This window comes from Pseudomonas sp. 10B238, from assembly GCF_000970615.1.
Classification (GTDB): Bacteria; Pseudomonadota; Gammaproteobacteria; order Pseudomonadales; family Pseudomonadaceae; genus Stutzerimonas.
Window position 1 is genome coordinate 1 of the sequence record NZ_KQ033933.1, and the last position, 17,809, is coordinate 17,809.

The following is a 17,809-nucleotide window of genomic DNA, read 5'->3' on the forward strand; positions in this document are numbered from 1 at the left end:
CAGGTGTTGCACTCAGTTTTTGCCGCCGCCAAGTTTCTGCATCAGTATATGACGTTGACCCGCTGCGACCTGTTTTTTTCCGACAAAGCGATCCTAGTAGAAGGTTTGAGCGAGCGACTCTTGCTCCCCGCGATCATCGAAAAACTGGAAACCGCAGAGCCAGATCGGCCAAAGCTATCAAGCCAGTACGTAACCACTATGGAAGTCGGTGGAGCATATGCTCATCTTTTCTTCGGGCTCCTGCGCTTTCTTGAGTTGCCAACCCTAATCCTTACCGATCTAGATTCGGTAGAAAAACCGGGCGGAAGCGCGTGCGAGGTCCACAAGGGAACCTACTCCAGCAACGCCTGCCTGAAAGCCTGGTTCTCCGATGATAATCCATTCACCCTCAATGGCCTCTTGACCAAGGATGAATCCGAAAAGGCAAAGCATGGCAACTGCATCGCCTATCAGTGCGCGGAGAAAGAGAACGGGCCATGCGGTCGCACCTTTGAAGATGCTTTCATTCTCGCGAACCGAGCATTATTCGGCTTGAATGGAGCCACACGGGAAGAGCTTGAAGCGGGAGCCAGAAGCCAAGCCAGTAAGATCAAGAAGTCCGAGTTTGCGCTGAAGTACGCAATAGAAGAAAAAGCCTGGACGACCCCCAAGTACATTCTCGATGGAATACGCCGGCTAGCGGCTGGCATCGAGCCAGCTATCCCTGACCCGGCGCTTGCCCTGGCGGCCGAGGCGATGATCGCCAACGAGGAGGATGCCGCTGATGCCTGATCCGCAGTCACCGGCCGAGGTTGCCAGCCAGCGCGCTCTTGATGCCATGTTTCGCAGCCTGGATGCCGGAGAGCACTTCCGGCTAGAAGCTGGAGCAGGCGCTGGGAAGACCTACTCTCTCATCAAAGCGCTCCACTATTTGATCGAGCGCCACAAAAGCACATTTCCAAGGAAAAACAAGCAGATTGCGTGCATTACATTTACCAATGTGGCCCGCGATGAAATTGCCGCCCGTACTGACAGAAGCCCAATGGTGTACTGCGACACCAATCATGCCTTCTGTTGGTCATTGATCAGTGGCTTCCAGAAACAACTCCGTGGTTTGGTTGAGGCGATGCCGGCATGGCAAGAGAGAATTGCGGAAGCTGGAGGCGGCCTGGGTAACCGTGTAATCGAGTACAACTTTGGGCACCGTTCCATTCGTGAAGATCGCGTGTCTCTCCATCACGATGATGTGTTGCCCCTCACTGTTTCATTGATGGAGCATGCCAAATTTAGGCATATAGTGACAGATCGGTTTCCAATCATTCTTGTGGATGAATATCAAGATACCGATAAGGATTGGGTCGAGGCGATTCAGCGGCTGTTTTTGGGGAATCCGCCTTCACCCCTATTCGGCTTCTTTGGCGACCATTGGCAGAAGATATATGGCAATGGATGCGGAAGACTTGAGCATCCGCAAGTCAAGGAGATTGGCAAGGAAGCCAACTTCCGATCAGTCAAAGCCATTGTTGACTGCCTCAACCGGATGCGCCCGGAGCTACAACAATTTGTCGAAGACCCTGACGCTATTGGACAGGTCAGCGTATTTCATACAAATGCCTGGACTGGAGGACGACAAACCGGTGCCCATTGGGGAGGAGATTTACCTTCGGAAGTCGGCCACGACACACTTGAGGGAGTGAAGGCCTCGTTGACACAAGAGGGATGGGATTTTTCCCCGGAAAGTACAAAGGTACTCATGCTGACGCATAGGCTTCTTGCCAGTGAGCAGGGCTATGCCAGCTTGCCATCAGTCTTTCGTTACAACGATTCCTTTGCCAAGAAGGAACATCCGTATATTGCCTTCTTCGTAGACCAGTTGGAGCCTGCGTGCGATGCCTTCTCCGCGAATAGGTTCGGCGCCATGTTCGATGCGCTGGGCGGTAACACGCCGCTATTGCGGAGTCAGGCCGATAAGGCAGCCTGGCACGATGCGATGAGCCAGCTACTGGCGATTCGCGAAAATGGCACGGTCGGAGAAGTCATCGACCACCTGCTCAACCGGCGGAAGCCAAGACTCCCGGAAGCCATCGAGAAGCGTGAGCGGGAACTACGCGAGTTCGATCGAGCAAGCGGCGAAGAGATGCCGGCCGCACTGGCGGAGATAGAGAAGCTACGCGCGGTCAGATACGCAGAAATCAAAACGCTACGGAGCTATCTGGATGGGCACTCTCCCTTTGAAACCAAACACGGAGTAAAGGGCGCGGAGTTCGAGAATGTTCTTGTTGTCATCGGTCGCGGGTGGAACCAGTACAACTTTGGAGAGATGCTCGAACTGGCAGGAAGCGCAGCCATCCCACCCGGGAAGCAGGCGGCCTTCGAGCGAAATCGAAACTTGTTCTATGTTGCCTGCTCAAGACCGAAACGCCGCCTTGCCCTGCTGTTCACACAGCAGCTTTCGCCAGATGCCATCGCAACACTTGAAAGGTGGTTCTTGCCAGAGAGCATCCGTGCTGTCGCTTTTTCGTAGACTCAGCTCGGGCTAGATCAATCCGGTAGCAGCGTTGTTCCTATTTACTGCGGCGCGGCTAGTCCGTGTGCCGCAGCATCGTGCCATCCGCGTCCATGGGGAAAGGCACGATGGGACATACCAACAGCCACGAACTTGCCCGGCGTCTTCCGATCGCCGCGCTATTGGCTATCCCTCTATTGGCGTTCCAAGCCTCGGTGTTCGCCGGTGATGCTACGGAACCAGAGCGACTGGCCGTCCTCATGCGTCAGCTCGACATGCTCGACCGGCTGGCCGAGCACAGCGAGCGCCTGCCGAAGCAGGACGCCTCCCGCTACCACTTCGACTACGCGCGGCTGCGCGAGGACATCGAGCGTGTCCGCAGCGGCATCCGTAACTACCTGACGCCACAACGCGCACAGCCGCGCGACCCCACAACGCTGATCGGCGATTACCGCCAAGAGGCGGAGGACGCGCCATGACGGGCGATCAGGTCACCGCCTTTCAGGCCAACAGCGGTTTCGGCCCTTCGGATGTTTCCGTCGTCCTGGTCGGCGGCGTGTTCGTCGTGCTGTTGCTGTGGGGCGTCTGGGCACTGCGCACAGCCTATGTCGGCTGGGCCGAAAACAGCATCTCCCAGCGCCAGTTCCTCGGCGTCGCGGTGCGATTCGTCGCGATGTACGTCGTGCTGACGTTTTTCCTTCTCTCTTGACGCAATGAGGACACCACCATGACTTTCCGTTCCATCTCCACTCGCTTCGCCCGCCTGGCCGGCCTGCCCGCCGTCGCCGTGATCTCCGCGAGCCTGTCGCCGATCGTGCAGGCCCAGGGCCTGCCGACCATCGAAGACCCGTCGCGGGGCACCGGCAGCGGCATCATGGAGACGCTGCGCAATTACGGTTACGACATCGTGATGCTGGTCGCGCTGCTCGTGGTCGCCTCGATGTTCGTCGGCGTCTGCTACCACGCCTACAGCACCTATTCGGAGATTCACACCGGCCGCAAGACCTGGGGCCAGTTCGGTTTGACGGTCGCGATCGGCGCGATCCTGCTGGTCGTGGGCATCTGGCTGCTCACCGAAGCCACCGGCGTCCTGTAAGGAGGTCGGGGCGATGTTGGGGAGCCAGGACAGCCTGCACGACGGCACGGTGACGTTCCTGCCGCATCGTCTGAACCGCCAACCCGTGGTGGTGCGCGGGCTGACGGCCGACGAGCTGTGGGTCTGCGTGGGGCTCTCCGCCACGGTCGGCCTGGTGCTTGGCATTCCGCTGGCGTGGCTGGCGTCCACGCTCGCGATGGTGCCGACCCTGATCGTAGCGGCCATCGGCATGGGCGTGTTCGTTGGCGGCGGCGCGTTGCGACGCCACAAGCGGGGGCGTCCCGATACCTGGCTGTACCGGCACCTTCAGTGGTGGATCGCGCTGCGCCATCCCGCCTTCGCGCCCTACACGGGCGGCAGGTCGCTGATCACGCGGTCGGGCTACTGGACGGCGCGCAGGAGTGCACCATGAGCCGCTTCAAGAACGAGATCACGCACCTCCAGGCGCACATCAAGACCTTGCGCCTGGGAGCCGGCGCGCTGTTCGTCGTCGCTCTGGTGCTGGGCTTCGGCTGGTGGAGTGCGCCCCGCGATCTGACCATCCACGTGCCGCCGGACCTGCGTTCGGGCAGCGTGCGCAAGTGGTGGGAAGTGCCGCCGGAGTCGGTCTACGCCTTCACCTTCTATGTCTTCCAGCAACTCAACCGCTGGCCGACGAACGGCGAGGACGACTACGCGCGCAACATTCACGCACTGTCGGCCTACCTGACACCCGGCTGTCAGGTCTTCCTGCGTCGCGACTACGAGCAGCGCCGCAGCACGGGCGAACTGCGTCAGCGCGTGCGGGGCATCTACGAGATTCCGGGTCGCGGCTTCGGCGACGACCCGACGGCGCGCGTCCGCGTGGTGTCCGACCGCGACTGGATCGTCACGCTGGACGTGACGGCCGACGAGTATCACGGCGCCGAACAGGTCAAGCGCGCGCTGGTGCGCTACCCGCTGAAGGTGGTGCGTCTGGACATCGACCCGGAGCGCAATCCCTTCGGCCTGGCGCTGGACTGTTACAGCAGCACCCCGCAACGCATCGCGCCGCAGGCGGCAGCCGCCTCCGCCGTCGATGGTCCTGGCGGTCCGTAGGGAGTCCCGCGATGAAACGTCTTGTTCTTAACTTCCTGGCAACCGCCACCTTGACCTTGGGCCTGATCCCGAGCGCTCTGGCGCTGGAGATTCTGCGCTGGGAGCGGTTGCCGCTGGCCGTGCCTCTCGTGGTCGGCCACGAGCGCGTGATCTTCATCGACCGCAATGTGCGTGTCGGCGTGCCCGCCTCGCTGGGCGACCGCCTGCGTGTGCAAAGCGCCGGTGGCGTCCTCTACCTGCTTGCCAGCGAACCGATCGAGCCGACCCGCCTGCAATTGCAGGATGCCAACACGGGCATCCTGATTCTGCTCGACATTGCCGCCGAGCCTGGCGAGGCGCCGCTGGAACCCGTGCGCATCATCGAAGGCGAATCGCACGCGAAGCGCTACGGTGACACCGGCCAACAGCCGGCCGCCGATGCGGCGCGGCTCCCCGCACGGGAGACGCCGGTTCCCGTGGTGCTGACGCGCTACGCCGCGCAGAGCCTGTACGCGCCCCTGCGCACGGTGGAGCCGGTGAACGGCGTCGTGCGCGTGAACCTGCGCCGCGACCTGGCGCTCGGCACACTGCTGCCGACGCTGCCGGTGCGCGCCAGGGCGCTGGCCGCGTGGCGGCTGGAAGATCAATGGGTGACGGCGATCCGGCTGACCAACACGTCCGCCCGGTGGATCGACCTGGACCCGCGCGCCTTGCAGGGCGATTTCGTCACCGCGACGTTCCAGCACCCCGACCTGGGACCGGCGGGCGATTCGCGCGACACCAGCGTGGTGTACCTGGTGACGCGCGGCCGCGGCCTGGCGCAATCGCTGCTGCCAGCCATCAGTCCCATCGACGCTGCGCACAACTTGCCGGCCTCCGCAGCGGCCGGCAGCGCGGAAGGAGCCGGCGATGCGCAGTAACGGTTTGCTCAAGTGGTTGATGCTGCCGATGGCGCTGTTGCTGGTGTTCGTCGGCATCAAGCTGTTTTCCGGCGACCGTGGCGCATCACCGCTCCCCGGCGATGCCGGCGGCCAACTGACGGCGGACGAGATGCGGGCGCTCGGCATCGAAGGCGACACGCCGCACGATACGGTCGCCACGCTGGTGGCCCAGGTGCGGCAGTTGCGCACCGAATTGCAGACCGCGCTGTCCGACAACCGCAACCAGCGGGCGGAGAACGACCGCCTGCGTCAACGCGAGCGGTCGATCGAGCAGCGTATCCAGAATGTCCTGGACACCGAACGCGCCCAACTGCGTCAGGATCGCGAACAGACGGCCAGCGAACGGCAACAGGCCCAGGGGTTGTTGCAGGACTTGCAACGCCAGTTTGAAGGCCTGGGGGGCAGGGCCGGCCACACCGACCTGCCGATCGGTCTCGGGCTGGAGGACGGCGACGGCCAGCACTTCGGCCACGACGGCGTGCGCTGGATCGAGCCGGACGACGCCAGGCCCGCCGAAGGCCGCAGCAGCGGTCGTAGCGGCTTCAGCTTCCCCAATGATTTCAGCCCGGTCGGGGAAACCCTGGACGCCGCGTCCGAGACCCTCGGCCGCGCCACCGGCGGTGCCGTCGGCACGTCGTCGCTTGAGGCGGTCTACACCGTGCCGTCGAACTCGACCCTGATGGGGTCGATCGCGATGACGGCGCTCATCGGGCGCGTGCCCATCGACGGCACGGTGAACGATCCCTATCCGTTCAAGGTCGTGATCGGCCCCGACAACCTCACGGCCAACGGCATCGACATCCCGGATGTGGCCGGCGCCGTGGTCAGCGGCACGGCCTCGGGGGACTGGACGCTTTCCTGCGTGCGCGGGCAAATCCGCTCCATCACCTTTGTGTTCGAGGACGGCACCATCCGCACGCTGCCGGAAGAGTCCGGTCGCAGCAGCAGCAACCGGAGCGACACCGGCACCCAGGGAGGTCTCGGCTGGATCAGCGATCCCTACGGCATCCCTTGTGTCAGCGGTGAACGGCGCAGCAACGCCCAGCAGTATCTCGGCACCCAGGCCCTGATCACGGCCGCCGGCGCGGGCGCAGCCTCGCTGATCGATTCGGACAGCGGCCGGGTGTCCTACGTCGGCAGCGACGGATCGATCGGAACGGTAGGCATCACCGCCAACGAGGCCATGGGCCGCATCCTGGCCGGCGGCGTGCAGGAGATGTCGCAGTGGGTGAACAAGCTCTACGGCCAGGCATTCGCCGCCGTCTACGTCGAGCCGGGCGCCAAGGTCGCCGTGCATATCGAGCAGCCACTCACCATCGACTACGACGCCAAGGGGCGCCGGGTCGATCACCGTCTCGGAGGTTCCCATGTCCCGGATCTGGATTGAACGGCTCGCCGTCGTGCTCACGGTCGTCGCACTGGCCGGCTGCGCGACCAGCAAGGAGAAGCTGCTGACCCACGGCGACCAGACCATGCTCGACATCTGGAATCAGGAAACGGGCGGACCGGCGGGCGGCGGCCGCGCATCGCACGAGCTGCTGGACGCCCGGCAGGCTTTGCGCCGGCCGCTCACCGACACGGACGTGCAGGCCGCGCCCGGCGTGCAGACCCGCTACACCCGCACGGCGCAGAACGAGATTTACCGGCAGTTCCACCGCCTCCCCAACCCGGACCTGGTGATGTACGTGTTCCCGCACCTGGCGGGCACCGATCCGGTGCCGGTGCCCGGCTACAGCACGGTGTTCCCGTTTTATCAGCGCGTGCAGTACGCCCTGCCAGGCGAGCGCGTGGAGGACTATTGAATGGCGTGGTCGCTGCCGTGGCCGCGCAAACCTGTGTCGGCATCCGAGGAATCCGAGGCACAGCAGGCCGACGCCTGGGAACGCCATGTGGCCGACCTGAAAGCGCATGGCATTCCCGAACCCGGCACCCGCCTCGATCCGAAACACCGACCCGCCACGCAGGCGGATGAACAGGCCCTCTACGACGTGGCGCCGTCCTTCGTGGACCTGTTGCCGTGGGTGGAATATCTGGCCGACGCCAAGAGCCTGTTGCTGGAGGACGGTGAATCGGTGGCGGCGTTCTTCGAGCTGACACCGATCGGCACCGAAGGACGCGAAAGCGATTGGCTGTGGCAGGCCCGAGACGCGCTGGAGAATGCCCTGCAGGACAGCTTCGACGAACTCGACGAGCAGCCCTGGGTGGTGCAGCTCTATGCCCAGGACGAAGCCGACTGGACGGGTTATCTGAACGTCTTGCGGGACTACATCCAGCCGCGCGCGCAGGGCAGCGTGTTCAGCGACTTCTACCTGCGGTTCTTCGCGCATCACCTGCGGGCCATCACCAAGCCGGGCGGCCTGTTCGACGACACCACCGTGACCCGCCTGCCGTGGCGCGGCCAGACGCGGCGCGTACGCATGGTGGTCTATCGTCGCGCGCCGGGCGCCTCACACCGTCGCGGCCAGTCGCCCGAACAGGCCCTGGCGACGGTGTGCGACCGGCTGGCCGGCGGTCTCGCCAATGCCGGCGTCAAGGCGCGGCGCCTGGGCGCGGCGGACATCCACGCCTGGTTGCTGCGCTGGTTCAACCCGAACCCGACCTTGCTGGGCGCGACGGCTGCCGATCGTGAGCGCTTCTACCAGTTGGCCGCCTACCCCGAAGAAACGAACGAAGGCGACGTCGAACTCGCCAGCGGCACGGACTTCTCGCAACGGCTGTTCTTCGGCCAGCCACGCTCCGACGTGGCGAACGGCATCTGGTTTTTCGACGACATGCCGCATCGGGTCATGGTGCTCGACCGGCTGCGCGCGCCGCCGGCAACCGGACATCTGACCGGGGAAACGCGCAAAGGCGGCGATGCCTGCAACGCGCTGTTCGACCAGATGCCCGAGGACACGGTGATGTGTCTCACCCTCGTCGCCACGCCGCAGGACGCATTGGAAGCGCATCTGAACTACCTGGGCAAGAAAGCGGTCGGCGAAACGCTGGCGTCCGAACAGGCCCGCCAGGACGTGCAGCAGGCACGTTCGCTGATCGGCAGTTCGCACAAGCTCTATCGCGGCGCGCTGGCCTTCTACCTGCGCGGGCGCGACATGGCCGAACTCGATGCGCGCGGCCTGCAACTCGCCAATGTCATGCTCAACGCCGGCCTCCTGCCCGTGCGCGAGGAGGATGAGGTCGCGCCGCTCAACAGTTACCTGCGCTGGCTTCCCTGCCTCTATGACCCGGCCAGGGATCGACGCCAGTGGTACACCCAGCTCATGTTCGCGCAGCACGCAGCGAATCTCGCGCCCGTGTGGGGGCGCAATCAGGGCACCGGGCATCCCGGCATCACCTTCTTCAATCGCGGTGGCGGCACCGTCGCCTTCGACCCGCTCAACCGGCGCGACCGGCAGATGAATGCCCATCTGTTTCTGTTCGGCCCGACCGGCTCGGGCAAATCGGCCACGCTCAACAACATCCTCAACCAGCTCGTCGCGATCTACCGGCCCCGGCTGTTCATCGTCGAGGCGGGGAACAGCTTCGGTCTGTTTGGCGAATTCGCCCAGCGCCTTGGCCTGACGGTGCATCGGGTGAAGCTCGCGCCCGGCGCTGGCGTGAGCCTCGCGCCCTTTGCCGATGCGTGGCGTCTGGTGGATACGCCCAGCCAGGTGCGGACGCTGGACGCCGATGCCCTGGACGAGGAACAGGAACCCGAAGACGCATCGGGCGAAAGCGATGAACAGCGCGACGTGCTCGGCGAGCTGGAGATCACCGCCCGCCTGATGATTACCGGCGGCGAGGACAAGGAAGAGGCGCGCATGACCCGCGCCGATCGCAGCCTGATTCGCCAGTGCATTCTCGACGCGGCGCATCGCTGTGCGCCGGAGAAGCGCACGGTGCTGACCGAGGACGTGCGCAACGCCCTGCGCGAGCGCGCCAGCGATTCCGCGCTGCCCGAAGCCCGGCGCGCTCGCCTGCTGGAAATGGCGGACGCGATGGATATGTTCTGCCAGGGACTGGATGGCGAAATGTTCAATCGTCCCGGCACGCCATGGCCGGAGGCCGACATCACCATCGTCGATCTGGCGACCTTCGCACGCGAGGGCTACAACGCGCAGCTTTCCATCGCCTACATCTCGCTCATCAACACTGTCAACAACATCGCCGAGCGGGATCAATTCCTGGGGCGCCCCATCGTCAACGTCACCGACGAGGGTCACATCATCACCCGCAATCCATTGCTTGCCCCTTACGTCGTCAAGATCACCAAGATGTGGCGCAAGCTCGGCGCCTGGTTCTGGCTGGCAACGCAGAACCTGGACGATCTGCCCAAGGCCGCTGAACCGATGCTGTCGATGATCGAGTGGTGGATCTGCCTGTCGATGCCGCCCGACGAAGTGGAGAAGGTCGCGCGCTTCCGCGAACTCAATCCGGCGCAGAAGGCGCTGATGCTGTCGGCGCGCAAGGAGTCCGGCAAATTCAGCGAAGGCGTGATCCTGTCGAAGTCGATGGAAGTCCTGTTCCGCGCCGTGCCGTCGAGTCTCTACCTGGCCATGGCGATGACTGAGCCCGAGGAGAAGGCCGAGCGCTATCAGTTGATGCGGCAATACGGCATCGGGGAGCTTGAGGCCGCCTTCAAGGTCGCGGAGAAAATCGACCGGGCTCGCGGCATCGAGCCATTGCCGCTCGACGCCCTCGGTTGAGGCGGAAAGATCATGCGCGCGCCAAGCCTTCTTACCCACACGCCACGACGTTACCTGGGACCGATGCTGGCCGGGATCGCGGTGCTGCTCGTGCTGCTGGCCTGGTCGCTTGGACGCAGCCCACACACTGGAGATCCGGCATCCGCCGAGGCTGCCGCGTCGGCAGGCCCGCCGTGGCGCTACGGTCGCATCGACGCGCGGTTCACGCTGATCGAGTACGCCGATCTGGAATGCCCGTACTGCCAAGCCTACTTTCCTGTGCTGAAGCGCTGGATCGACGCCAATCCCGACGTGAACTGGCAATGGCACCATCTGCCGCTGCCGATGCACGAACCAGCCGCCACGCAATCGGCACGCCTGGCGGAATGCGCGGGGGAAACCGGCGGGCGGGAAGCGTTCTGGAACACCGTCGCCTGGATTTACCAGCATACCCACGGCAGCGGTCGGGGCCTGCCGCCCGGCATCCAGCCGTCCGGCGCGACGCCCGAGCTGCACGAGTGCCTGGCCAGCGCACGGCCCGACGCCGTGATCCGGGCACAGGCCGAGGAAGCCGCGCTGGCCGGCATCACCGCGACCCCGATGCTGCGCGTAATCGACAACCGCACCGGCCAGGCATTGCTGCTGCCGGGTGCCGTCGAAGGCGATGCCTTGCTGTCGGCCATTGATCTGCTGACGTCATCGGGCGATGAGCCGGCGATGACCGAAACCTTGCCCGAGATACCCGAGATGCCTGCTGACAACGTCAGCGACATGCCCAGGTAGCCGCGATCTTCAAGGCTGCGGCGCGGTTCCGACCGCGTTGATCGTTCCAGTTCGCACCGCATCCCACGCGCGAACGTCCGTCGTCTTCGATGGAGGATGCCAATCATCCAGGCCCGATTCCGGGCTTTCATCATCACGTCCCACGGGGGTCTCACCCCCACACGGGGACGGGAACCCCCGTTTCATCTATCAAGGAGGTTCCCATGAATCCGTCCGATACCGTCGCCGACGGTGCATCATCAGCGCTCGTCCGGTACGCGAGCATCCACGAAGATCCGTTGATCCGGCAAGCCATCGGTGTGCTGGAGGAACGTCTATTCAAACACGGTGCCGAGCTAACCAGCCCGGCCAGCGTGCGAGAATATCTATGGCTGAAACTCGCCAGCGAAGCACTGGAAGTCTTTGCCGTCGTGTTTCTCGACTCGCAGCACCGCGTGATCGCTTTCGAGCCGATGTTCCACGGCACCATCGATGGCGCCAGTGTGTATCCCCGCGCGGTCCTCAAGCGGGCGATCGAGCACAATTGCAGCGCGGTCATCTTTGCCCACAATCACCCTTCGGGCGTGACCGAGCCGAGCCATGCCGACAAGGCAATCACGACCCGATTGAAATCGGTTCTCGAATTGGTGGACGTTCGTGTTCTGGACCATTTCATCGTCGGTGAAGGAACGCCTTTTTCCTTCGCGGAAGCCGGCTTGCTGTAGTCCTTGAGGCGCCCCACCAGGCGCCTCTTTTTTCGTGTTCGGGTCGGATGAAAGCGGTCGCGGGACAGTTCCCTTTCTTGATGGTGTCCATCTGCCCGATGGGATCGACTAGCGCGAGTATCGACCCAATGGGAGCCACCCCATGTACCCACACTCTGAACACGTCGAGACACAACGACACCGGCTGCGCTGCCGCCCAACGCTGGCTTCGTGCATGCTGGCAATGGCCGCAGCCGCGATGGCCCACGCCGCAGCGGCGGACGTCCGGGTATTCACCGACCGGCATCACGCCGTAGAGGCTCTCTCCGGCGTCTACGTTGTCGAGTTGGACGCGCCTGCCCGCATCGAAGCGGAGCTGGCCGCTAACCTTCCCGCCGATCCGGCACAGGCGGCCGCCATCGTCCGGCAACGATTGCAGGATGGCGGCACGCCGCTCCAACGCCGCCTGGCCAACGCCTACCAGGGCTTAACCGACGCCTGGAGCCTGGGCGTCACCAAGATTCCCGCCGTGGTCGTCGATCGGCGCTACGTCGTCTACGGCGAAACCGACGTGCCCCGCGCGCTGGCGCGCATCGAGGAATACCGGAGGATGCAGCCATGAAGCTATCCCGCCGCGCATGGCGCACCGGCATGGCGTCCGTCCTGCTGGGTACCGCCGCTTCCGCCTTCGCGCTCAACACCGCCACCATCACCGGCTCGGTGCTGTCGCCCGATTGCCTGTCGTATCGCGTGCAGGGCATTTGCTATTGGCTGTACTGCACGCTCACCGGCTGTACGGTGCGCACCTCGGTCAAGGTACAGCACTACGTTCCCGATGCCGTCGTGTCGAGCTACTCGAACACCGGGGAGAACCCCTGGCTGGAAGTGCGCGCGATGAGCATGCCGAATCCCACCGCTCAAGGTGGGGGTGACGGCACGACGAACGAAGAACACGAGAACAACCTGGCGAAGTTCAAGAACGCCGACGTGATCGGGCATCCAGGCGCTACCATCTTCAGCGAGTTAGTCAGCCAGTTGGGTTACTCCTGCGCCGGTGCGGGCACGGCGTTCATGCCGTACCTGCTGAGCACGCTCGATACCGTGGCCTGGCGCTACAACATCCCCGAATCCGTCTATCCCGAGGCGCTGATCCCTGGGATGCGCGAGATCGGCACGCGCACCGGCCTGAACCTGTGGGGCAACGTCTATCCACGCGGTGGGCTCCTGCATCATGTGGACGACTACAAGGCGGCTGCCGTCGTCGCGCAGCGTGCCGGCGACATCGTGACCCGGCGTGGGCAGGTCCATGTCTATCAGCCGCTGCTTGCCAATGCGAGCGCGGGCTACTGGCCCGCAGGTGCCTTGGTGGAAAGCGATGCCTCCACGGGAAAGTGGCAGGAATTGACGCCTCGGCTGTCATCCTCCTGCGCGGTCTTCCCGCACAACAACGTCCGCATCCAGGCGCAGCAAGGCGACTATGCCTGGGCGCTGTGGCGCCCGTACTCCTGCTGTCAGCGGCGCGGGCAGGTGTTTCTGGGCAGCACGGATTTCAACTGAGGTGCGGCCCATGAGCATGTCCTCGCATTCACATCCTTTCACCATGACGCGGCTGGCGCGCAGCATCCTGTTTGCCGGCATTCTGGCCGCGATGAGCAACCCGCTGTGGGCACAGACCAGCGTCAATGACTACGGCGTGCATCATCGCGGCAGCGTCATCGGCGATGACGTGCTGTACAGCATCGGTGGCGGCCGGGCGGTGTCGATGGGGCCGGTCGGCCAGATGCAGCACCTCGGTGTCGGTATCGGCTGGAACAGCAACCTGATCTGCGGCGACATGAGCATCACCACCACGCTGCAGAACCAGCTCAACGGCATCACCAACGGCTTCCAGACCATCATGAGCCAGGTGATCCAGAACGCCACGGCGGCCGTGGCGTCGCTGCCGGCGCTCATCATCCAGCGCGCCGATCCCGGTCTGTACAACCTGCTGACCAACGGCATCTTGCAGGCACGGCTCGATTTCGACCGCAGCAAACTCACTTGCCGCGCGATCGCCAATCGCATGGCCGACGCAGCGGGTGGCCAACTCGGCTGGGACCAGTTGGCCGAGGGCATGGCGCTCAAGCAGGCCGTGGCCAGCACCGACGCCGTATCGGCGATCGAACAGGCCGAGACCAGTCGCGGCAACGACGGTGTGCCCTGGGTCGGCGGCGGCAATGCCGGCGGCGCCGGACAGAATCCCATCCGCGTGGTCAGCGACGTGACCCGCGCCGGCTACAACCTGCTCAACGGCCGCGGAGCGACCGATACCTCGCCGATCGACAGCATCACCTGCGGTAATCGCCTGAGCTGCCAGACCTGGCCTTCTCCCGAAGCCGCCACCGATTGGGCAACCCGCGTGCTGGGTGAGCAAGAGCATCGGACCTGCGATGGCTGCCTCAAGACCCAGGCCACCGCCGGCGTCGGCCTGACGCCCCTGATTCAGGAAGAGTACGAGACCAGGCTGGAGGCGCTGCGGGATCTGGTGACGGGTGCCAGCGCGACCACGTTCGAGAACCTGGAAGCGGCCGGCAGCACTTCACTGCCGATTACGCGCGGCGTCATCGAGGCGCTGCGCGACGAACCGGACCAGGATGTGCTCGCGCGGCGCCTGGCCTCCGAAGTTGCGTTGGCCAGCGTGCTGGAGAAGGCCCTGCTGTTGCAGCGGACGCTGCTGGCCGGCCGCAAGGAACCCAACGTCGCGGCCAACCAACTCGCGCAGGACGCCATCGCCCACGAAAGCAGCCTGCTGGAACAGGAGATCAACAACCTCAAGACCGAACTGGACCTGCGGCGCGAACTGGCGGCGAACTCGCCGATGGCGATCATCCAGCGGCACGGTACGCGCAGCGCCGGCTCGCGCGGCATCTACCAGGGCGACACCGAGCGCGATCGCCTCGACGCCATCCAGCGACCGCAGAACCCCGGCAATCCGCCATGAGGATCGGGCTGCCGAAGTGGCTGTTCAACCGGCAACTCGGACGCACGCTGGGTTGGATTGCACTGATCGTGTTCGTCGCCGTGGTCGTCAACCTGGTCGGCATTCGCCTCGTCGGTGATGCGAACACCTGGAGCCGGTGGCTGGACGAGCATGCCGGCTACTTCCTCGTCTGGCGGCTGTGCCTGTATGGCGCGACGGCCTACGGGTGGATATGGATGCGTCGCCGCCTCCGGGAACGCGACACATCCCGCGAAGCGCATCAGCGCCTGCTGCGCGCGGAGGTCGGCGCCGTCGCCGCCATCGTGCTGCTCGAAATCAGCGTGCTGCTGCGACAACCGTAGCGATGCGGGACGACGACCATGACCCTCTACACCACGGACTATCTTGAGTATTACCTGACACTGGTTGCCTGGATCATCAACAACGGCATCTGGAATGTGCTGGTGGCCAGCGGCATCTTCGCGCTGCCGTTCCTCGCCATCGTCGTGCAGGAATGGCTCAAGGCCCGTGCGGAAGGCGCGGACGAAGGCAACAAGGGCGTGCTCTCGTCCATGCGCATCGAGAACCGCGTGTGGGTGGCGATCGTGGTCATCATGTTCGCCGGCATTCCCTTCATTCCCGTTGACCTGAGCACCATCCAGTTCGATCGCACGCGCTCGACCCAATGCCAGGTCAATGTGCCGCTGCCCTCGGAAACGAACTGGTCCGCTTCGTTCACGACGATCAACAACCAGAGTGCCCATGTGCCGGTCTGGTGGTTCTTCATGCACTCGCTGTCCAAGGCCGTCACCGGCGCCGCCGTGGCGGCGATCCCCTGCGGCACGGACCTGCGGCAGATGCGCATGGAGATCGACAGCACGCGCATCGCCGACCCGGTGCTGGCCCAGGAAGTCGCCGACTTCACGCACGACTGCTACGGGCCGGCCCGCGCCAGGCTGTTCATGAGCCGGCCGACACTCAGCGAGGAGCAGATGAACGACGTGACCTGGATCGGTTCGCGCTTCTTCCTGGACACGGCCGGCTTCTACGATACGTATCGCTCGCGCGGACCACGCGACGCCTGGCCCTATGACGACACGCGCGACGCCGGCCTCGCCGAAGTCTCCACTGGCGGCGGCTATCCGACCTGTCGGCAGTGGTGGGCGGACAGCGGCGACGGGCTGCGCGATCGTCTGTTAGCCCAGGTTGATCCGGGCCTGCTGTCCCGGCTCGGCCAATGGGCCGGTTTCCTGAGCCAGACCCAGGCCGACGATGCCGTGATCCGTGCCATCGCTTCACCACGGCAACAAGTCATGAACCAGGGGCACGTCTACACCGACTACGGTGGTCAGATCGGTATGACGCTCCCCAACGTCGCCACCCGCGTCGTATCGGATGTGGGGCTGACGGTAGGATCACTCGGAATGTTTCCGGCCATGGATGTGGTGCGTCAGGCGTTGCCCATGATCCTGTCGTTCCTGAAGATGGCGATGGTCATCTGCATTCCGCTGGTGCTGATCTTCGGCACCTACGACTTGCGAACGGTGGTCACGGTGACTGCCGTGCAGTTCTCGCTGTTCTTCGTCGATTTCTGGTTCCAGCTCGCACGCTGGATCGATTCCACGATCTTGAACGCGCTCTACGGCTGGCACTCGCCGCACAGCAACTTCAATCCGCTGATGGGTTTGAACAACGCCTTCGGAGACATGCTGCTGAATTTCGTGATGGCGACGATGTTCATCATCCTGCCAGGCTTCTGGGTCGTTGCATTGACGTGGGCCGGGGTCAGGACGGGGAACATTCTCGGCGGGTTCATCACTGGCACGACGGATGCGAAGTCGGCGGGCGGTAGCGGCTCGCGCCTCGCCATGGCGGCGGCGACGAAAGGCGCTGCGAAGTAAGGAGTCGTTCCCGGTCTGCTGGAACAGCTACGGGTCGTCGGGATCGCCCAGGTCGATGCGCCAGTCGTCCTTGTCGTAGACGCCGGCACCCGAATGACCGTCCCTGAGTTCAGGCTGCTTCTCTTCATCCAGGTCGGCGTTGCGCACAAGCCAGGCTGCGATCAGCGCGAACGCGATCAGCAGGGCCAGCCAGAACGCTGCGTACAGCAGCACGCCGAACACGACGAGTTTCACGATCCAGAACAGCAGCCGTGCTACGCCGGCCGGCAGTCCCTTGCCCCCCAGCCATTGGATGGCACGGGCCTCTTGCCGTGCAAGGCCACGCCACGCACGGCCGAGCCATCTGCCGGCGCGTTCTGCTTTTGTGGTACGGGGCGTCGCGTTCATCACTGTTACCTCATGCGGAGGATTTATCGCTTCTCCTGTGTGGACCAATCAGACCTGCTCGCGGCAACCAGGCTGTCCCAATCGTCCGGCGGATTCCCTCGTTCGAGCATCTTCTCGAACATGGCGTAGGGGTCGGACTTGCTGCCCGCCGACCGCAGCGTCTGCTCATCGTTGACCCAGGCGAACACGATGGTCTTCGCCTTGGAGTCGTAGCGAAAGAACAAGCGAAACCGCCGTCCGACCTTCGCGCGCCGCCAGTGCCGATAGGCTGGCCCAAGGGTATTACCCTGGCGGTATTCGTCCCGTGCCGGATCGCTCGGCACCGTCTCCAGGATCAACTGGCTCAACGCACGAAACAGCTTGACGTTGGCGTTGCGCTCAAAGCCCTTCGGATCGTTGCGCTCGGCGCGTCCGGCCGCCGCGTGCAGCTTCTGAAGCTGCTCCACGATGCACTCATGGAACAGCAGCACCCATCCGTGGCGCTGCATCAAAGTGCCACTTCTCCCTCGATGTCTTCATCGAGGTCTGAGGCGTGGCCCATGTTGGCGAGCATGGCCTGGGCGAGTTCCACCGGCAGCGCTCCGACGTTCCTGCCGCTGCGGATGTCCGCTTCCAGCAGGCCCAGGAAGGCGCTGACCGCCGGGTCTTCGTGCTCGGCCTCGGCGCGGGTGACGACGACTTCGCCGCCGCGCAGCTCGAAGGCCACCTTGCCGCCGGTGGTCACACCCAGCGCCTGCCGGATGGACTTGGGCAACGTGATCTGTCCCTTGGACGTGAGTGTGGCGAGTTCGTGGATGCCGGGCATGGTTGGGCTCCTGTCTTTGATCCTCATGCCTCGATGGTAAGGAAATTTC

General features: G+C 64.2%; 21 protein-coding genes. 18 read left to right on the plus strand and 3 right to left on the minus strand.

Translation table 11 applies throughout. From position 1 onward, the window contains the following. The 18 genes from RT21_RS23820 to RT21_RS11655 form a co-directional block, all read left to right on the plus strand. Window positions 1-771: ATP-dependent endonuclease (locus tag RT21_RS23820; protein WP_046162862.1), on the plus strand; the 771-nt coding region annotated here is incomplete at its 5' end. Further along, on the plus strand, window positions 764-2,503 hold the full coding sequence (locus RT21_RS11575) for a UvrD-helicase domain-containing protein (RefSeq protein ID WP_008733875.1): 1,740 nt from the start codon (window positions 764-766) through the stop codon (window positions 2,501-2,503). The genes RT21_RS23820 and RT21_RS11575, both read left to right, overlap by 8 nt. 110 nt (window positions 2,504-2,613) lie before the next feature. Next, the gene (locus tag RT21_RS11580) at window positions 2,614-2,964 is read left to right on the plus strand and encodes an integrative conjugative element protein, RAQPRD family (protein WP_023464523.1); all 351 of its coding nucleotides are present in this window, start codon (window positions 2,614-2,616) and stop codon (window positions 2,962-2,964) included. Beyond that, window positions 2,961-3,194 carry a TIGR03758 family integrating conjugative element protein gene (locus RT21_RS11585; RefSeq protein WP_012639388.1) on the plus strand — a complete coding sequence of 78 codons (234 nt, stop codon included), beginning with the start codon at window positions 2,961-2,963 and terminating at the stop codon, window positions 3,192-3,194. The genes RT21_RS11580 and RT21_RS11585 overlap by 4 nt, the downstream gene beginning before the upstream one ends. Window positions 3,195-3,212: 18 nt before the next feature. Next, the gene (locus RT21_RS11590; protein WP_023464522.1) at window positions 3,213-3,581 is read left to right on the plus strand and encodes a TIGR03745 family integrating conjugative element membrane protein; all 369 of its coding nucleotides are present in this window, start codon (window positions 3,213-3,215) and stop codon (window positions 3,579-3,581) included. 13 nt (window positions 3,582-3,594) lie between these two features. Next, window positions 3,595-3,993: a TIGR03750 family conjugal transfer protein gene (locus tag RT21_RS11595; protein ID WP_023464521.1), complete on the plus strand. Its 399-nt coding sequence runs from the start codon at window positions 3,595-3,597 to the stop codon at window positions 3,991-3,993. Next, window positions 3,990-4,658, plus strand: coding sequence for a PFL_4703 family integrating conjugative element protein (locus RT21_RS11600; protein WP_023464520.1), 669 nt, complete (start codon window positions 3,990-3,992; stop codon window positions 4,656-4,658). The genes RT21_RS11595 and RT21_RS11600 overlap by 4 nt, the downstream gene beginning before the upstream one ends. A gap of 11 nt (window positions 4,659-4,669) precedes the next feature. Then, on the plus strand, window positions 4,670-5,557 hold the full coding sequence (locus RT21_RS11605) for a TIGR03749 family integrating conjugative element protein (protein WP_023835646.1): 888 nt from the start codon (window positions 4,670-4,672) through the stop codon (window positions 5,555-5,557). Continuing rightward, window positions 5,547-6,965 (plus strand): TIGR03752 family integrating conjugative element protein, encoded by a 1,419-nt coding sequence (locus tag RT21_RS11610; protein ID WP_023464518.1) that lies wholly within the window; start codon window positions 5,547-5,549, stop codon window positions 6,963-6,965. Before RT21_RS11605 ends, RT21_RS11610 begins: the two co-directional genes overlap by 11 nt. Next, complete coding sequence (locus tag RT21_RS11615; RefSeq protein ID WP_023464517.1) at window positions 6,946-7,380, plus strand: TIGR03751 family conjugal transfer lipoprotein; 435 nt, start codon at window positions 6,946-6,948, stop codon at window positions 7,378-7,380. Before RT21_RS11610 ends, RT21_RS11615 begins: the two co-directional genes overlap by 20 nt. Next, window positions 7,381-10,263: a conjugative transfer ATPase gene (locus tag RT21_RS11620; RefSeq protein ID WP_033960246.1), complete on the plus strand. Its 2,883-nt coding sequence runs from the start codon at window positions 7,381-7,383 to the stop codon at window positions 10,261-10,263. Between the two features lie 12 nt (window positions 10,264-10,275). Beyond that, window positions 10,276-11,025 carry a DsbA family protein gene (locus tag RT21_RS11625; RefSeq protein WP_023464515.1) on the plus strand — a complete coding sequence of 250 codons (750 nt, stop codon included), beginning with the start codon at window positions 10,276-10,278 and terminating at the stop codon, window positions 11,023-11,025. A gap of 203 nt (window positions 11,026-11,228) precedes the next feature. Continuing rightward, window positions 11,229-11,729, plus strand: a complete 501-nt coding sequence (gene radC, locus RT21_RS11630; protein WP_023464514.1) for a RadC family protein — start codon at window positions 11,229-11,231, stop codon at window positions 11,727-11,729. 214 nt (window positions 11,730-11,943) lie between these two features. Further along, window positions 11,944-12,330 (plus strand): TIGR03757 family integrating conjugative element protein, encoded by a 387-nt coding sequence (locus RT21_RS11635; RefSeq protein ID WP_023464513.1) that lies wholly within the window; start codon window positions 11,944-11,946, stop codon window positions 12,328-12,330. Beyond that, entirely contained in the window at window positions 12,327-13,265 is a 939-nt protein-coding gene (locus RT21_RS11640) for a TIGR03756 family integrating conjugative element protein (RefSeq protein ID WP_023464512.1), read from the plus strand. The genes RT21_RS11635 and RT21_RS11640 overlap by 4 nt, the downstream gene beginning before the upstream one ends. A 91-nt stretch (window positions 13,266-13,356) precedes the next feature. Next, window positions 13,357-14,688 (plus strand): integrating conjugative element protein, encoded by a 1,332-nt coding sequence (locus RT21_RS11645; RefSeq protein ID WP_369810895.1) that lies wholly within the window; start codon window positions 13,357-13,359, stop codon window positions 14,686-14,688. Then, a complete protein-coding gene (locus RT21_RS11650) occupies window positions 14,685-15,029 on the plus strand; it encodes a hypothetical protein (protein ID WP_023464510.1) in 345 nt (114 codons plus the stop codon). The genes RT21_RS11645 and RT21_RS11650 overlap by 4 nt, the downstream gene beginning before the upstream one ends. A gap of 18 nt (window positions 15,030-15,047) precedes the next feature. Next, window positions 15,048-16,568, plus strand: coding sequence for a conjugal transfer protein TraG N-terminal domain-containing protein (locus RT21_RS11655; protein ID WP_023464509.1), 1,521 nt, complete (start codon window positions 15,048-15,050; stop codon window positions 16,566-16,568). Between the two features lie 27 nt (window positions 16,569-16,595). On the opposite strand, the gene RT21_RS11660 is transcribed toward RT21_RS11655, so the two are convergent. From RT21_RS11660 to RT21_RS11670, 3 genes are read right to left on the minus strand one after another with little or no spacing between them, the layout of a single operon-like run. Beyond that, window positions 16,596-16,955: a DUF3742 family protein gene (locus tag RT21_RS11660; protein ID WP_023464508.1), complete on the minus strand. Its 360-nt coding sequence runs from the start codon at window positions 16,953-16,955 to the stop codon at window positions 16,596-16,598. A gap of 23 nt (window positions 16,956-16,978) precedes the next feature. Then, on the minus strand, window positions 16,979-17,443 hold the full coding sequence (locus RT21_RS11665; RefSeq protein ID WP_008733842.1) for a type II toxin-antitoxin system YhaV family toxin: 465 nt from the start codon (window positions 17,441-17,443) through the stop codon (window positions 16,979-16,981). Then, window positions 17,443-17,760 carry a type II toxin-antitoxin system PrlF family antitoxin gene (locus tag RT21_RS11670; protein ID WP_023464506.1) on the minus strand — a complete coding sequence of 106 codons (318 nt, stop codon included), beginning with the start codon at window positions 17,758-17,760 and terminating at the stop codon, window positions 17,443-17,445. The genes RT21_RS11665 and RT21_RS11670 overlap by 1 nt, the downstream gene beginning before the upstream one ends. Window positions 17,761-17,809 lie beyond the last annotated feature (49 nt).

Coding starts and splice junctions, on each gene's coding strand:
- RT21_RS11605 (WP_023835646.1), top strand. CDS start 4,670: ATGAAACGTCTTGTTCTTAACTTCCTGGCAACCGCCACCTTGACCTTG.
- RT21_RS11635 (WP_023464513.1), top strand. CDS start 11,944: ATGCTGGCAATGGCCGCAGCCGCGATGGCCCACGCCGCAGCGGCGGAC.
- RT21_RS11615 (WP_023464517.1), top strand. CDS start 6,946: ATGTCCCGGATCTGGATTGAACGGCTCGCCGTCGTGCTCACGGTCGTC.
- RT21_RS11645 (WP_369810895.1), top strand. CDS start 13,357: ATGAGCAACCCGCTGTGGGCACAGACCAGCGTCAATGACTACGGCGTG.
- RT21_RS11640 (WP_023464512.1), top strand. CDS start 12,327: ATGAAGCTATCCCGCCGCGCATGGCGCACCGGCATGGCGTCCGTCCTG.
- radC (WP_023464514.1), top strand. CDS start 11,229: ATGAATCCGTCCGATACCGTCGCCGACGGTGCATCATCAGCGCTCGTC.
- RT21_RS11595 (WP_023464521.1), top strand. CDS start 3,595: ATGTTGGGGAGCCAGGACAGCCTGCACGACGGCACGGTGACGTTCCTG.
- RT21_RS11620 (WP_033960246.1), top strand. CDS start 7,381: ATGGCGTGGTCGCTGCCGTGGCCGCGCAAACCTGTGTCGGCATCCGAG.
- RT21_RS11665 (WP_008733842.1), bottom strand. CDS start 17,443: ATGCAGCGCCACGGATGGGTGCTGCTGTTCCATGAGTGCATCGTGGAG.
- RT21_RS11590 (WP_023464522.1), top strand. CDS start 3,213: ATGACTTTCCGTTCCATCTCCACTCGCTTCGCCCGCCTGGCCGGCCTG.
- RT21_RS11655 (WP_023464509.1), top strand. CDS start 15,048: ATGACCCTCTACACCACGGACTATCTTGAGTATTACCTGACACTGGTT.
- RT21_RS11625 (WP_023464515.1), top strand. CDS start 10,276: ATGCGCGCGCCAAGCCTTCTTACCCACACGCCACGACGTTACCTGGGA.
- RT21_RS11610 (WP_023464518.1), top strand. CDS start 5,547: ATGCGCAGTAACGGTTTGCTCAAGTGGTTGATGCTGCCGATGGCGCTG.
- RT21_RS11580 (WP_023464523.1), top strand. CDS start 2,614: ATGGGACATACCAACAGCCACGAACTTGCCCGGCGTCTTCCGATCGCC.
- RT21_RS11670 (WP_023464506.1), bottom strand. CDS start 17,760: ATGCCCGGCATCCACGAACTCGCCACACTCACGTCCAAGGGACAGATC.
- RT21_RS11600 (WP_023464520.1), top strand. CDS start 3,990: ATGAGCCGCTTCAAGAACGAGATCACGCACCTCCAGGCGCACATCAAG.
- RT21_RS11650 (WP_023464510.1), top strand. CDS start 14,685: ATGAGGATCGGGCTGCCGAAGTGGCTGTTCAACCGGCAACTCGGACGC.
- RT21_RS11660 (WP_023464508.1), bottom strand. CDS start 16,955: ATGAACGCGACGCCCCGTACCACAAAAGCAGAACGCGCCGGCAGATGG.
- RT21_RS11585 (WP_012639388.1), top strand. CDS start 2,961: ATGACGGGCGATCAGGTCACCGCCTTTCAGGCCAACAGCGGTTTCGGC.
- RT21_RS11575 (WP_008733875.1), top strand. CDS start 764: ATGCCTGATCCGCAGTCACCGGCCGAGGTTGCCAGCCAGCGCGCTCTT.